This window comes from Flexivirga alba, from assembly GCF_042661025.1.
Lineage (GTDB): Bacteria > Actinomycetota > Actinomycetes > Actinomycetales > Dermatophilaceae > Flexivirga > Flexivirga alba.
Genome location: NZ_JBHSWH010000001.1, coordinates 2144206 through 2158382, shown reverse-complemented (window position 1 = coordinate 2158382; position 14177 = coordinate 2144206). Strand labels below are relative to the sequence as shown.

Annotated in this window: 12 protein-coding genes; 5 read left to right on the top strand and 7 right to left on the bottom strand. The window is 66.0% G+C overall.

The features are described from left to right. The first annotated feature begins 36 nt into the window (after nucleotides 1–36). On the top strand, nucleotides 37–1866 hold the full coding sequence (locus ACFQDH_RS10680; RefSeq protein WP_382401102.1) for an FAD/NAD(P)-binding protein: 1830 nt from the start codon (nucleotides 37–39) through the stop codon (nucleotides 1864–1866). A gap of 19 nt (nucleotides 1867–1885) precedes the next feature. Here ACFQDH_RS10680 and ACFQDH_RS10675 read toward each other — a convergent pair whose 3' ends face one another. Together ACFQDH_RS10675 and ACFQDH_RS10670 are read right to left on the bottom strand one after the other, a co-directional pair. Beyond that, nucleotides 1886–2659: a GNAT family N-acetyltransferase gene (locus ACFQDH_RS10675; RefSeq protein ID WP_382401100.1), complete on the bottom strand. Its 774-nt coding sequence runs from the start codon at nucleotides 2657–2659 to the stop codon at nucleotides 1886–1888. A 10-nt stretch (nucleotides 2660–2669) separates the two neighbouring features. Next, nucleotides 2670–4031, bottom strand: coding sequence for a phenylacetate--CoA ligase family protein (locus ACFQDH_RS10670; RefSeq protein ID WP_382401098.1), 1362 nt, complete (start codon nucleotides 4029–4031; stop codon nucleotides 2670–2672). A 445-nt stretch (nucleotides 4032–4476) separates the two neighbouring features. On the opposite strand from ACFQDH_RS10670, the gene ACFQDH_RS10665 reads away from it, so the two are divergent. Continuing rightward, on the top strand, nucleotides 4477–4728 hold the full coding sequence (locus ACFQDH_RS10665; protein ID WP_382401096.1) for an acyl carrier protein: 252 nt from the start codon (nucleotides 4477–4479) through the stop codon (nucleotides 4726–4728). Nucleotides 4729–4862: 134 nt separating this feature from the next. Next, on the top strand, nucleotides 4863–6620 hold the full coding sequence (locus ACFQDH_RS10660; RefSeq protein WP_382401094.1) for a hypothetical protein: 1758 nt from the start codon (nucleotides 4863–4865) through the stop codon (nucleotides 6618–6620). 165 nt (nucleotides 6621–6785) lie between these two features. Here the strand turns inward: ACFQDH_RS10660 and ACFQDH_RS10655 are convergent, their stop codons facing one another. The 4 genes from ACFQDH_RS10655 to ACFQDH_RS10640 are packed head-to-tail and all read right to left on the bottom strand — an operon-like array spanning nucleotide 6786 to nucleotide 9933. Further along, nucleotides 6786–7772: a glycosyltransferase gene (locus ACFQDH_RS10655; protein ID WP_382401092.1), complete on the bottom strand. Its 987-nt coding sequence runs from the start codon at nucleotides 7770–7772 to the stop codon at nucleotides 6786–6788. Nucleotides 7773–7809: 37 nt separating this feature from the next. Next, entirely contained in the window at nucleotides 7810–8838 is a 1029-nt protein-coding gene (locus ACFQDH_RS10650) for an O-antigen ligase family protein (protein ID WP_382401090.1), read from the bottom strand. Further along, nucleotides 8811–9233: a hypothetical protein gene (locus ACFQDH_RS10645; RefSeq protein WP_382401088.1), complete on the bottom strand. Its 423-nt coding sequence runs from the start codon at nucleotides 9231–9233 to the stop codon at nucleotides 8811–8813. The genes ACFQDH_RS10650 and ACFQDH_RS10645 overlap by 28 nt, the downstream gene beginning before the upstream one ends. Nucleotides 9234–9261: 28 nt before the next feature. After that, on the bottom strand, nucleotides 9262–9933 hold the full coding sequence (locus ACFQDH_RS10640) for a hypothetical protein (RefSeq protein ID WP_382401086.1): 672 nt from the start codon (nucleotides 9931–9933) through the stop codon (nucleotides 9262–9264). Between the two features lie 423 nt (nucleotides 9934–10356). Here ACFQDH_RS10640 and ACFQDH_RS10635 point away from each other — a divergent pair, with 423 nt between their 5' ends. Both ACFQDH_RS10635 and ACFQDH_RS10630 read left to right on the top strand, forming a co-directional pair. Next, on the top strand, nucleotides 10357–10764 hold the full coding sequence (locus ACFQDH_RS10635) for a hypothetical protein (RefSeq protein WP_382401084.1): 408 nt from the start codon (nucleotides 10357–10359) through the stop codon (nucleotides 10762–10764). An 87-nt stretch (nucleotides 10765–10851) separates the two neighbouring features. Then, nucleotides 10852–12609, top strand: coding sequence for an asparagine synthetase B family protein (locus ACFQDH_RS10630; RefSeq protein WP_382401082.1), 1758 nt, complete (start codon nucleotides 10852–10854; stop codon nucleotides 12607–12609). Nucleotides 12610–12615: 6 nt separating this feature from the next. Here the strand turns inward: ACFQDH_RS10630 and ACFQDH_RS10625 are convergent, their stop codons facing one another. Next, nucleotides 12616–14130, bottom strand: a complete 1515-nt coding sequence (locus tag ACFQDH_RS10625) for an oligosaccharide flippase family protein (RefSeq protein ID WP_382401080.1) — start codon at nucleotides 14128–14130, stop codon at nucleotides 12616–12618. Between the last annotated feature and the right edge of the window lie 47 nt (nucleotides 14131–14177).

Genomic DNA, 14177 nt, shown 5'->3' with positions numbered 1-14177 from the left:
CCGCGTGCCGAGTCTCGATTTCGAAAGGATCACACGATGAGGGGTGACAGGGTAGTTGAGTTGGCGGTCATCGGACTGGGTGCGTGGGGCCTGTGCGTTGTGGAGCGCGCAGTGAGCGTCGCGAGATCATCCGGTACGCACGTCGTCCTTCACGTCATCGAGCCGAATGAGATCGGCGGGGTGCCATATGGGAAGGACCAGCTCGACTATCTCGTCCTGAACAACGCCTGTGGGCAACTCTCGCTGTTCGCGTCCTCTGACGTGGCGTATCGGCCGTCATACGCACTAGGTCTATGGGAGTGGGCTGTCGAGATCGGCTACCGCTGGATCGACGGCCGGTGCGTCGTCGGCAAGGGTGGCGCACCGATCGTGCCGACGGATTACCTCCCGCGGCGCCTCATGGGCGAGTACCTCGCCTGGTGTTATCAACGCGTGTCGGCGGACGCGCCCCCGAACGTAACAGTGCGGCTCCACCGGTCGGCGGCCGTCGATGTCCAAGCCTGCTCCGATGGCCGCGAACGGGTGGTCCTCGACGACGGCGACACGCTGGTGGTGCAGCACGTCACCATCACGTCCGGGCACACTGCTAACCGAACGGACACCTCGGGACCCCTCTCCGGTCGATACATGGACGCCTATCCGGTGTCCGCACTGAACGAACGGGTCACACCGCACGATCCGGTGGCGGTCGCGGGTATGGGTCTGGTCGCATACGACATCGTCGCTGCGCTGACCGAGGGACGTGGTGGTCGGTTCGTTGAGACCGGCCGGCGCATGACCTATCGGGCGAGCGGCCAGGAGCCGAGCATTGTGCTGTACTCGCGCAGTGGGGTCCCATTCTGCGCCAAGGCTGCGAACGGGATCGACTCCACGGGCCTCTATCAGCCGGTGATCTGCACGCCAGAGCTATTCGCCGGTCTGCGCGCGCCGTCCGAGTCCTCGGTGAAACGAGAGGTCGACTTCCGCGCCGAGGTCCTGCCGCTGGTCTTCCTGGAAATGCAGGCGAGGTTCCAGATCCAGTCAGCCGTGCTACGCGATGGGGCCGCTGCCGGAGAAGCTGTCAGCAGTGAACTCCGGCGCGCATGGCGAGAGGGCTCAGCTCTGGACGTCTTTGATCGTCTGAGCCGGATATATGGTCAGTTCGACCCGGCCGACCAGCTGTTCTCCGATCTCGGCGCCGACTTCGACTCGGCCGAGGACTACCAGCGTCATGTCTACGATTTCGTCGAAGCCGATCTGGCCGAAGCGCTCGTCCTGGACGGGAGCCCGGTCAAGGCGGCGCAAGAGGTGATCCGGGTTCTGCGCGATGACCTGAGATCGGTCATCGACTTCGGCGGGCTGTCGCTCACGTCGTACCTCGACTTCAAACACCACGTCAAAGGCAGAATCAACCGCATCGAGGCAGGACCGCCTCCGATGCGGTCCAAGCAGTTGCTCGCACTGATGGATGCCGGGGTTGTTCGCGCCGACCTCGGGCCGTCCCCGGACTTGGACGTTGACGGGTCCTGCGGAGTAACGCTCAGATCGACACGTCTTGCCCACGGCCACCACGTCGGCACCACGCGTCTGGTCAGGGGCCACCTGTCGATGCCCTCACTGGAGCACACGGCATCACCGCTGTTGTCCGCACTGCACGACCGTGGCCGACTCACCCCAATGCGCTACGGAGACGTGGGCGTGGGAAGCGTGGCGCTCACGCCCGACAACCACCCTGTCGACCGCACGGGGAAGTCGCAGGAAAACATCTCGCTCTTCGGTGTTCTCACTGAGGGGACGCGCTATTTCACCCACTACCTGCCCTCGCCGCGCAGCAGGATCAGAGCGGTGCTGGACGCACAGGCGTGCATGGAGGCTGCGCTTCTGTGACGCTCCGGAGAGAATGCGGTCAGTCCGCGGCCAATGCCCAGCGCGGGTTCGACCAATAACTCAGCTGATCCAGTGTCCGGAAGCCCAGCGCACGGTAGAAGGGCCCGGCCATGGGCGAGGAATTGAGCACTGCCAGGGTGCATCCGTTGGCTCGGGCGTGGGTCAGCGCGGCCCGGATCAAGGTGGTCGCCTGCCCCTGCCGACGTGCGCTCGGATCGGTCGCCACGGACCAGAGCGTCACGTACTCGTCATCGATCACGCTCACGCCGCACGCTTGTATCTCCCCGGTGCTGAGGACGCCCCACACGTGGCGCTCGACACCAGATGAGTCTGGTCGCAGCGCAATGGCTGCAACGTCGGGAGCGAGGTCGAACGCGCGAGCCATCAAGTCGCGAGCAAGGGGAAGCTGCCGAGGCGTCAGCTCGCTCGTCACGAACGGCGGTGTCACGTCGGGTGGACGGGCGACGATGTCAGTGAGCCGCGCGGCCATCAAGGGCCCTGCTTCGACCAGCTTCCACCCACGCTCACGGACTGCGTGCGGCACCCCGAGGTTGCTAGTGGTCACCAGCAAGCCGGGACGCCGATGAGCGATGAGCCTGTCGAGGTAGTGATCGATCATCTGCTCGCCATGCCCGGCGCTGCAGTACGCGAGGTTGAAGTCGGGTTGCGTCGCTCCGGTCAACGCGATCCAGTGGCCGTGGCCGATGTCCAACTCGCCTGGCCGCGCCCAGGACGCAGCTCCACGCCCGAGTCGAGTGATCAGATCCGCCAACGGCGGGAACATCGAACTCATCTACTCCGGCTCACTGCGCGAATTGCTTCACTTTGCCCGACCATAGCCGCTCCGGTGCCTCAACTAGTCGGACATGCACGACAGGCGATGCGAGGCCGTGGTCCGCGAGCAAGTTCACCAGCGATCGAGCCAACTCGTCTGTGTTGCAGGCGCCGTCAGTCGCAACGGCCACGTCCACGCCACGCCCGCTCGGTGTGACGAGGAAGTCGGCGACCCCCGGAAAGGCGAGCAGCAATGTCTCGAATCTGCGGCGCTCGACCCGAACACCGTCGGGCAACTCCACCACTCCGTCCATACGCGCACTGACGTCGAGGATGCGTCGATGCGCACATCCGCACGGACATGGCTCATCGGTAATAATCATCGCGTCGGCGATGTCGTATCGGATCAACGGTTGGTCCAGGTTGTACAGGTTCGTCAGTAGTACCCGATCAGCCGGCTGACCGTACGGCACGGGATTGCCGCTCGCGTCCACCGTTTCCAAAATCACCAGGTCGTCGGCGATGTGCATGCCTTCGCCGACGCCGCACGGGAAGGCATAGGTTCCTTCGCAACACCCCCAGAACTCGGACAATTCGAGGCCCCACGCTGCGTGTACGGCGTCACGCACCAACGGGCTACACACCTCGCCGGCAACACTGACCCAGGCGGGCACGTGCTTGAGCCGTCCAGCCAATGCCTCGTGCGCAAGTAGCCGGATGACGCTCGGCCACCCTTGCAATGCCTCAACCGGCGGCTCGGCCGCGTTGAGTTGCGCGACGAGGTCGGGCACGGACGTCCCGCCGTCGAAGCAGTGAGAGGGCGGTCCGCCGCTCGTGAAGGTGCTGAAGGCATGAAAAATGCCGGACTCGTGCTGCGGACTGCACGAGAAGATCTGCGCCAAGACTGCATCAGGCGACTCTCCGCGGCGACCGGTCCATCTCGAACCCTGCATCACGAATGTTACGAACGCGTCCGCGCCGTAGAGGTGGTATGCCTCGCTACCCGTCGCCCCGGAGGTTCGGATCGCCCGAAACCGACCATCGAGGAGTTGGTCGCCGCTGTCTACTTGCTTGACGTGCTCCATCACCCGGGTCAGCGTCAAACCGGGCACAGTGATGAGGCGATCGAACTCGCCCATCATCTCGTCTCGGCGCAGGATGGGAAGCGAAGGCAGGTCGGCTTCGGTGAAGGTGGCTGGATCGATGCCTGCCAGGCGTGCGCGCCAGAAGGGCGAGTGCTCCGCGGACCAGGCGATGAGCTCACGCAGACGTCGCTGACGCTCACTCGCGAGTCGCTCGGCATCCCAACGAAGTCGGCGTGAACCACGCAAGTATTCGCTCTGCAGCTCCAGCTGCTGCTGTCGGACGAGGTCCTCATGAGTGGCTGCCACGGCGTGACGGTATCGCAGGTGAGTGGCAGTGCCGACTTATTTGCGGCATCGCGTCCGGCCCAGTGAAATTGGGCATACGAAACGTCGAAACCCGTTGCCGCGCCTATGTCTTGCGGACGTCTGCTGCAGATGAATCGCCAGGTCTACGGACGCACCTCGAGTTCCCGGTGCCACATCCATGCCAGGTCCAGATCAGTCGCGTGCGGCCGCCGCACCGGCGATTTGTTGCGCGCCATCAGCGGCGCTGCAATTCGTCGGCGTCGGCTCATCCGCGTCCCTACCCTCCGACTTATGGGTGTCGCGATTATCCGGCAGGGCCCGGTGGGGGAAGGAGCGACAGTGATACCGAACTCAGAGGTCATGCTCGACGCTGTCCGGTGGTCGAACCGAGGAGAGCATGCCAACCAAATGACGCCCGAGTCGTTGACGAGATAAGGACAAGGAAATGGAAGAGCAGATCAGAGCTGTCCTGGAGGCATACGGCCGACTGCCGAAACCGGTGGGCACGATCACTCGCGAGGACGACCTCTACCGGGCCGGCCTCACCTCGCATGCAAGCGTCAACGTCATGCTCGGCTTGGAAGACGCATTCGATATCGAATTTCCAGATTCGATGCTGCGGAAAAGCACCTTCGTCTCCATCATCTCGATCGAATCGGCGCTGTGCGAGCTCGCAGAGCACTCGCCCTCCAGGTGAGCGAGGCTGTGGCCAATGAACTCGTGGGCGGAGTCCGGGACATCAGCTGCGTGCCCTGATGCACTTCCGGGCCGACCACCCGGTGACGTCACCGCACTCGACCCAGCCCACCCCATCCGGATCGAGGTGGCGATGTGATCGACACACCCACGTGGTTCGGACCGGCCGACCGCGCGTTGTTCGGCTGGTTCTGCACGCCGGACTCCGGGTGTTCCGACTACGGTGTGCTGCTGTGCCCACCGCTCGGTGAAGAGGAACACAACGCGCACGAGACCATCCGCCAGACGGCCTGGCGCCTCGCCGGACAAGGTGTGGCCTCACTCCGCTTCGATTATCACGGCACCGGCGACTCGATGGGCAAGTGGTCCGACGCGGACCGTGTCGATGCATGGCTGACCAGCGTCGAGGACGCGTACGACGCTCTCCTGGCCACCGGCGTCCCGCGCATCGGCGGACTCGGAATGCGAGTCGGCGCACCGCTTCTCGCGAGCGCGGCGACCGGTGGCACTGTCGACCTGGACATCCTCATCCTGTGGGATCCATGCAGCGGCAAGAGCATGCTGCGCGAGGGTCTGGCTCGCAGTCCGAGCACTACGGAACGCCACGACGGGTCGGTCGAGACACCCGGCTACCTCTACCCGGCGCCGACCGTGGCGGACCTGCAGTCTCTCGACCCTGCCACGCTGGAAGGTGACCTCGGTGCCGGCACGGTCCTCGTCCTCGTTCGCGATGACCGGCCACCTCCGCGCGGCCTCCGCCGGCGTCTTCCGCCGACTGGCAGGGTGCAGTGGCAGACCTGCACCGGAATGTCGGAGATGCTCGACGTGCCGATGGACAAGAACACCGTGCCGGACGCCGCCATCGAGCAGGTTGTCGAGTGGGTCGAGCAGCACATCGACCGGCAGGATCCTGCCGCTCTCAAGGTGCCGTCCGACAGAGTCGACCTGCCGCAACCCGGAGGGCAGGTCGTCATCGAATCCGCTGTCCGCCTTGGCCAAGTCGGCTTGCTCGGTATCTGCACCGAACCCGCGGAGCGCACCCGCCGAGCAACAGTCGTTTTCGTCAACGTCGCCAACGACAGGCAGACGGGTCCCGGCCGCCGCTGGGTGGACATGGCACGCGAGTTGGCCGCGGACGGCTTCCGGTGTCTCCGGCTGAGCCAGTCCGGCACCGGCGACAGTCCGACGCTGCCGGGCCAGACCTTCGGTGACCTCTACTGCCCGCAATGGCTCACCGAACTGCCCGACGCACTGTCCGACCCGCTCATCTCCGAACCCACGTTCGCAGACGAGCGAGTCGCGCTCGTTTCATTGTGTTCCGGCGCCTACAGCGCACTGGAAGCGGCGATGCGCGTTCCTGTCGCCGTGGTCTACCCGATCAACGTCATCCTCACCATCTACGACATCAGCCGTGGCCAGCGGCTCCACAGCGAGGATCGACAGGTGGCCCGCCCGGTCGGACGAGCATTCCTGCCGCGCTCAATGCCGATTTCGATGTCCTCGGCGCGCAGGAGCCTGATCGCGTGGCGGCTCTACCGGCAGTTCGCCGTCTGGCACGCACCCCTGTCCGCCATACACGAAGTGATACGCCGTGGCACGGCAGTCGTGCTCCTCATGAGCCCGGAGGACGGCCGACACTTCTGGGAGTCGGCTTTCTGGTCCGGGCTGTTCTCCTGGCGATGGCGGCGAGCCGGCATGTTCCGGCTGCGAATCGATGGGCGGATCGACCACCCGCTCATGACACAAGACGGGCAGCAGACCGTGGTCGCCCTCATCCACCGAGACCTTTGCGACCGCTTTCCGGGGCGCGCAGCAGTTCCCGCGACCACGGAGCACACCTTGAGCGGTCGGCCGACCCGGCCGCCGCCGTCAGCACCGGCGAGCGCGTCGTGATCCACCAGGTTGACGACTGGTCCCTGGTCGCCCACGACGTCACCACCCCGGCGGTGCGCGCCGAAGTCACTACGCACGGCTTCGGGTCCACGGTCCTGGTCGACCAGTACGGTCAGCCCATCGAAGAGCCGGAGGGCCGCCCAGCCGGCTGCGTCTTCTACGTGGTCACCCGGCTGCAGTATTGCCCGACGCTGACAGCACCGCGTATGGCGCAGGCGCCGACGGGGTCGCCGCGCCCACCTCGATCTGCGAGCCCGGGCGATACCGATGGATCACCTGACCGGGCGTCGCATTGGTGATCACCGCCCACAACGCAGCCCGGGAACGCGGCCGCCACAACCGCAGGAGGTTCTCGAGCACGAACTGGGTCCTCCGCAGCGAACCACCTCCGGAGTGGTCCTCCCGCCGAATGCGATTGATCTGCGAGAGCGCGTGCCGCCAGGGCGCGTTCGCGTCGCTGAACACCGCACGAGTGACCACTGCGTCAGGGACGTACCAGACGCGCAGCCCCGCCTGCGCCACGCGCTCACAGAAGTCGACCTCCTCCTCGTACATGAAGTACTCCTCGTTCCAGAGCCCGACGCGTGTCAGGCACTCCTCCGAGATGGCGAGCAGACCGCCGCACGCCCAGCCCACCGCGTGCGCCCGCTCGTAGGCGGATGTGTCACGCACGACCTCCACCGGCAACCCGAGCACGGCCGTCCCGCGTCCGCCGAGAACCGCACCCACCAGCCCGGTCCAGACGTTCGGCAGGCGGTTGAGCGAGTCGTCGCGAACTCCGTATTGGTCCATGATCATCGGACAACTGACCCCAACGTCCTCGAGAGCCAGGGCGTCGACCAGCAGCGCAACGTTGCCGGGCCCGAGCAGAACATCCGGGTTGGCCACTACGAATGCGCCGGCTCCCCCGGTCCCTCGGACATGGTCGATTCCTACGTTGATCCCCGCCGCGTATCCGTAGTTGCCCGCCATCACACAGACGTCGACGACCGCTGAAACCGCGCGAGCCGCCTCTGGGGTGCCGTCCGTCGACGCGCTGTCCACAACCACGATCCGCTGTGAGCCCCCCGCGCAGTCGTCCAAGGCGGCACGGAGAAAGTCGGCGATCAACTCAATGCTGTTGTGGGTCACGCAGATGATCGCGACGTCCACGGAGGGACGGCGGCCAGATCGTGATCCTGGTGGAGCGTCAACCGACATGATCGTCCTTCTCGCGTGAACCGCGTGGGGCCGGGGCAGGAGCAGCCGGCTCACCCGACAGTGCCACCGGTTGTGCCGGGGAAACCGCGTTGATACGGGCCAGCGCGCCGAGCAGACCGACGACGAGGAAGAGCAGACACGGCACCATCGGGAATCCCAAGGCGTCGAAGGTCGCGAAACTCGCGAACGCCGAGATCACCGCCGCGACCAAAGCCCGAGCCAGTGAGTCCGACCAGGTGCCCCGATCCGAGGACCGGAAAACGCGCACACCGGTGACGATCGCCCCGCGGGCGAACCATGCGGTGAACAGCAACCCAACGACACCGCCACCAATGAGAACGCCGAGAATCATGTCGTCGAGAATTCGGTACTCCGGCAGGAACGTTCCATAGCCGCGTCCGAAGATCGGCCATCGGCCGATGAACTCGAACGCATACGCAAAGCTGTTCGTCCGTGATTGGGCGCTGCCGTCGGTGCTGATGCCGGTGAACATGCCGGCCAATGTCCCCAACATCCCGGGCACCAGCTCGTAGAAGACAACGAGGACGCCCAGCGTCACGACATACATCACGCGCCTTTTGCTGCGCGGCCATGCCGCGACGACGATGGGCAACGACAGCACGAGGCACACCACCGTGGTGCGCGAGATGCTCACTGGGCAGGCCATCGCAAGCGCCGCCACCGGCCACCATCGGCGCAGCACCGAACGCCCCTCCCGTCCGTGCATGGCGTCATGAAGCGCGATCGGGAGGCACATCGCGATGATGACGCCGAACTCGATCGGGTGAGTTGCAGTCCCGGCCGGACGGTGGAAGCCGCTCCGGCTCACGGCTTCGAGGTCGGAGTTGAAGCCCAGCCCCGGGATCTGGATCAGGTCGACCCACTGCCGTTTGGTGATGAACTGAATCAGGCCGAGCGCAGCGACGGCGCCACCAGAAACGGCGATGCGGTGCACGAGCAGTGCCAGACGCTCGCGGGTGGCGATGCCGTCTATAGCGAGCAGCAGCACCCGCTCCACGCGGTCAAACTGATCAGCGACCGATCGGAGCCGTTGATCTCCAAGGGTGCGATCGGTCGCGTCGCGGAAGCCACGTAACTGAGTGCCATTCCCAAGGCGAACAGAGTGAGACCGAACCTGATGGTCGTTCCTTGGAGATGTCCTCGGTCTCCACGCCGAAGCCGCTCAGCGGCCCACCACAGGAAAAGGAGTATCCCCAGCATTTGTGCCGGTGTTCCCGCGGCGCCCATCGGCGCGAACACGAGAACGGAAGGGATGAATGCGAATACCCACACGTAGAGCGAGAGCGCCGCCGACGCGTCGAAGCGCCAGATCCGCCAGTCCACCGGACCGTCGTCCCAAGGCTCCGCCGCAGCGTCCTGGCCGGTCTCCCGGTCGATCTGCAGATCCGTCATGACCACGCCTCTGGGCTATCCGCCAGGGTCACGAGCGGCCGCTGAGGTGCGGCGCACCCAGGCCGCTGAGCGCCGACTCACCGGCGGGGATTTCGTCGGTGTCACTCTGCACTGCCGCTGCCCTGGTGACGCGTTGACGACTCGGGCGGACGGCTCGGCGCCGGCGACGCCGGCCTGCGTAACCGTCGACGAATGCTGCACCCAGCACCGACAGCGCGATGCCCGCCGCCGCCGCGAGCAGCCCTGCCCGCAGCTGGCTCTTGTGGCTCGCCACCGGTTTGAGGTCCTGGGCAACGAGGTCAGTGGAGATGTGCCCGGCCGGTGGGGTGTTCGCCGCCGACTGCAGTTCGTTGAGCTGCTGGGGTGCCATCTTCGCCAGCAGCTGCATTACCTTCGCTGCCCCCGCGGAGGTCTTGTCCTTCACGTCGATGATCAGGACAGCACCGCTCGTTGCCGGGTCGGGCGTGACGGTGTAGCTCGCCGTCGGGCTGACGTCCCGTACCTGATGGGCGGTCTGCTGACTCAGCATCGAATCGGACAGGACACCCACTACCGGCTGCATGCTGCCCAGATTGAGATAGGGATTCCCCGCTTTGGGGACGCTCGCACCCGGCGGCAACAGCACCAACATCGCCTTGGCCTCGTATTTCACTCCCGCGACCTGCAGGGCGCCGAAGCACAGCACTGGCGTGAGCAGCAAACCGAGAAGGACGACATACCATCGCCGACCTAGCGCTCCTGAGAGATCTACCTTCAACGGGATCCCCCTCCGTTCACAATTCGACGAAATTATTACCGGTTCACCCTCGACCCGCTGTTACTTTATGGACCACATCGGCGGAAGGCAGGTTTTCTCCATGACACCGCCCCAGCAAAAAGAACCCCTCAACAACCGGGTGAGGTTGCTACGCACCCGTGCCCTGTTGCTCATCGTGCTCGTCGGTCTGGCAGCCGGCTGGATGTGGGCTTACCGCATCCACGGTTCCTACCAGGGCACGGTCCAGGTGACGTTCGCTTCACCCAACCCCCGGATGCCCGGGACCCCTTCACGAAGGCGATCAATCCGCTCACCTCCGAGTCCCGTCAGAGTCTCATCGACCTCGCCGGCCTGACGGTGCGTGCGGTGACCGGACTGCACACCCCACCACAGGCCGTGTCCGGAGATGTCACCCTGCTGGACAGCGGCGTGTATGACGGCTCCTCTGTGACACAGCCCAACGTCGGCGGTCAGTGGTCGTACTCCTTCAGTGAAGCCGGCATGCAGGTCCAGGCGACGGGTCCGACCGCTGAGTCGGTCACCGCAAAGATCGATGACCTGGTGGCCCGGATCCGTGCGAGTGTCAGTGCCAGAGAGAACGCCAAGCACGTCGCTCCCAGCCAACGGGTGCGGATCCTCGTCAGCTCCGGTCCGCCACCTGTCTACTTCGTCTCCGGCAGCCATACTCGTGCGCTCGCCGGTATGGGGCTCGTCTCCGCCCTCAGCATTGCCGCCATGGCGCAGTTCCTCCGGGGACGTGAAGGCTGGCTCTGAGCCCATCCCGGACCGTTGAACTTTCCGCACTTCGCGATCCGATGCACAATCACCGCACGTGCGTGGCACCGGCGCCATACTCACCGCATGATCGACGTCGACCGCTACGCTGGCGGCATTCTGGCCGTGTCCTACGACGATGAGCGTCGGCACGACCGAGATCCCGCGGCTGCACTGAGTAGCGCGGGCATTGCGGCCCCGACCCTCATCCGGCGTCGCAACGTCACCGTCGCGGTCTGGGGACAACTCGCCGCCGAGCAGGCGAATGGGATGCCGCTCGTGATCAGCGGGCTGGCGCGCGGGCCACGTGCCAATGTTCCTATCGGGCAGCTCAATCTCACGAACGGGATGGCCGGCTCCCACTCGATCGCCGAACTCATGCCTCCGTTCGGTGCTGTGCAGGTCGAGGAGGACACGGTGCGTGCCGTAACCGATGCACTCGGCTATCGGCACATCTATCACCGCACGGGCGAGGGCTGGAGTGCGGTCTCGACCTCGAGCCTGGCCCTTGCCCACCTCGCGGAGACCCGGATGGATCGCAACGGCATCGCCGTGCAGGCGATGCTGGGCTGGCAAGTGGGCAGCCGGACTCTCTTCGAGCACGTCACGAAGTTGCGCCAGCGCGAACGCATCACCCTCGCCGAGGGCAGGTCGGTGACCGACCACTACACACCCGACGCACCCCGGGCCCGGGTCAGGGCGGATCGGGCGGTCGCTGAGGCGTCGGCCATGCTGCGCGACTACCTGGTCGACTACCTCGACGACCATCCGGACGCCATACTCCAGCTGACCGGTGGACTGGACTCGCGCATCCTGCTGGCCGCGATTCCACCGGACCGGCGGCGCGGGATCCGTGTCCTGACCCTGGAGAGCGGCCCGGAGTCGGACGACGTGCGCATCGCCGCCCAACTCGCCGAGCGCTACGGGATGCGGCACCTCGTGCAGGGCCTCTCGCGGCTGGACGACCTGCACCACGCCGCGGCGCACGAACTGGTCATGACTGCCGCCCACGACCTGAACGGTATGGCGGACCCCGTCGCCCACGCCGCACTGCTCGCCGTGGAATCGACATTCCCCCAGGGCGACCGGATCTCCGGCCTCGGCGGCGAGGTGGCCCGAGGCTTCTACTACGTCGGGCCGGCCGTCGCCTATCCGGTGTCGCGGCCACTGACTCGAGCCCTCACCAGCTGGCGGATGTTCGCCAACGATTCGGTGGCGACGACGGCGTTGAACCGCGAATTCGCCCTCTGGGCGCGGCAGTTCGCCACCGAAGAGATCCACCGTGTTCTCTCTGACTCCGGTATGTCGTGGCCGGACGCGACCGATCAGCTCTATCTCTACGAGCGGATGCAACGCTGGGCAGGTGTCACCGACAGCGCGGTCTGCCTGGGGCGCGCGACGGTCAATCCGATGCTCGACCCACGGTTCATCGCCATCGCGGACTCGCTCGCTCCCGCGGACAAGGCGCACGCCCGCTTCCTCGCGCAGCTCGTGTGCCGGCTCGATCCGGAGCTAGCCGACATACCGCTGGACGGACGGCTTGCACCGTCGGCCTACGCGGCGCCGGGCCCACGTCAACGGCTGGCCAACGGCATTCCCATGGCGCAGAAGGCGCGGCGCAAGATCGTCCAACGGCTGCACAACGACCGGCGTCCACCGGCCGGCGGCGACACGCTCACCGCTCTGGTGACCGAGCACTGGCGGCAAAATCCAACGCTGCTGGACCCCGTCCGTGCGGCGTGCGTCTTCGACGACCAGTGGCTGGACGCGATGGTGGCCGGCGGCGGGGCCGACCCGTCGACCACAGCGCTGCTCGCGACCATGGTGGCGCTCGCGCCGGCCTGATCCGGATCAGTCGCGAACCGGGGCCGCCGCCGGCCGCCGCAGGTGGTCGTAGAGGGGGTAGCGCGCCCAGTCCGCCAACCGCACTCGTCCCAGCAGCCGCATCACTCTGCCGGGAAGGTAGCGCCCCATCAGCGGCAGGCCGAAGCCCAGATAGACGACTCCACCGACGATGAGCCCGATGACGAGCCGCAGCACCGTCACGTCGGACGCCTGCTTGGCCGCCCACGCCGCCGATGCGCTGACGATGGTCAGGCCGAGAGCCGGCATGGTGGCCGCGACCAGGATCCGGGCCAAGTTGCCGACGAACCGGCGCGCCAGGATGAAGTATGCCGGCAGGACGATCAGCACGATGACGGCGACGTGGGCGAACGCAGCGCCCCTCATCCCGTCGAGTTCGACGCCGAGGAACATCGCCGGCACGAGCACCACGAGCCAGATGATCTGCACGAGGAGATTGCGGCTCGGGAGCCCCACACCGACCAGCAGATTGCTGAGCAACAGGGAACACACGAAAAGGCTTCCGTAGACACCGAGTACGACGATCACCGGCGCGGCATCGATCCACCGATGGCCGTAGAGGGTGTCCACGATCTCGCTCGAGAGCACCAGCGTGAAACCGGAGATCGGGAACGCCACCAGGCAGATGAGGCTGAGCGAGCTGCGCAGTGCCCGGCCGAGGCGCTCCGGGTCGCTCTTGGCGTGACTGAACATCGGCATGGCGACGTTCATCACCATCGAGCTGAGGGTCGCCGTTGCCCACGAACTCACGTTGAACGCGAGCGTGTAGATGCCCAGCCGGACCGGTCCCAGGAGCTTGCTCACGAAGAGGAAGTCCGCATTGAGCAGCAGGAAGCCGACGAGGTTCGCCGCCGCAATGGGCGCCCCGAAGCGCAGCACCCGTCGTGCCTGCTTCGGGTCGAAACGGGGGCGGTAGAACTTCCTGACGAACCAGAGGAGCACACAACCGGTCACCAACTGCCCGAGCACCCGTGACCACGCGAAGGCGATGTCTCCCGGGCCGTTCAGCGCGAGCAGCAGCATGAGCACACTGCTGGGCACGTAGGCTGCGGCCACTCCGAAGAACATCGCATCCTGGCGGAACTCCCGGGCGAGCAGACCGCACGGGATGGTGAACAGGCCGACCATCGCGATGCAGAGTGCCAGGATGCGCAGCGCATTCACGCTGTCGGGTGCGCCGAGCAGCACTGCGAGCTGGGGGGCCAGCAGCAACATCACCACCGCCAGACCGACGCCGATGACGATCGAGAGGAAGGACACCGTCGAGCCGATCTCGGCTGGGTCGATGTCGGCTCGCGCCATACAGGCACTGAGACCGAGCTCCGAGAACGAGCTGACGACGGTGAAGACTGCCAGGGCCACCGCGTAGTTGCCGAACTCCCCCGGTGTGACGATTCGCAGCATCACCATGGTGATCACGACCCCGGAGAGCCGCATCGCAATCGTGTTGACGCCGCTCCACAGCGCGGCGCGTGTCACCCGTCCGGAGAGCGAATCGCTCACGTCGCCTCCCGCGCAGCCATTGATGCGAATCCTCCGAAACCATCGAA